The sequence below is a fragment of the Paenibacillus enshidis genome (assembly GCF_042136365.1).
Taxonomy (GTDB): domain Bacteria; phylum Bacillota; class Bacilli; order Paenibacillales; family Paenibacillaceae; genus Paenibacillus; species Paenibacillus enshidis.
In genome coordinates this window covers 1-332 of sequence record NZ_JBHHMI010000097.1, presented here as the reverse complement: position 1 = coordinate 332, position 332 = coordinate 1, and the positions used below count along the sequence as shown (strand labels likewise).

Genomic DNA, 332 nt, shown 5'->3' with positions numbered 1-332 from the left:
ATATTCGTTGCCGTTGCCGGCAGCTTGCTGCCATTGCCATCTCCGTTGCCGGAGTCGTCTCCGTTCACCGAGTCACCTGAGGTGCCGGATTGGCCTGTACCTCCAGCTCCACCTGATCCACCGGATTGGCCGGAGTCTGTGGAACCGGAATCAGAATCTCCCCAGCCCGAGTTGTTCGTGTTGCCGGAAGAACCATTGTTCGGTTCTCCTGGTACGCCGGAGTTGCTTCCACTTCCGCCGCCAACGACGATGTCCTCAGACGGCTGATCCGGGTTGTTCAGGTTATCCCCGGTTACTTCAGCGGTGTTGCTGATGGTTTGGCCGTTCTGTCC

Annotated in this window: 1 pseudogene; it reads right to left on the bottom strand. The window is 58.7% G+C overall.

Features of this window, described 5'->3' with window-relative positions:
• Positions 1–332, bottom strand: a pseudogene (locus tag ACE41H_RS25240) (cell wall anchor protein); the annotation flags it as partial.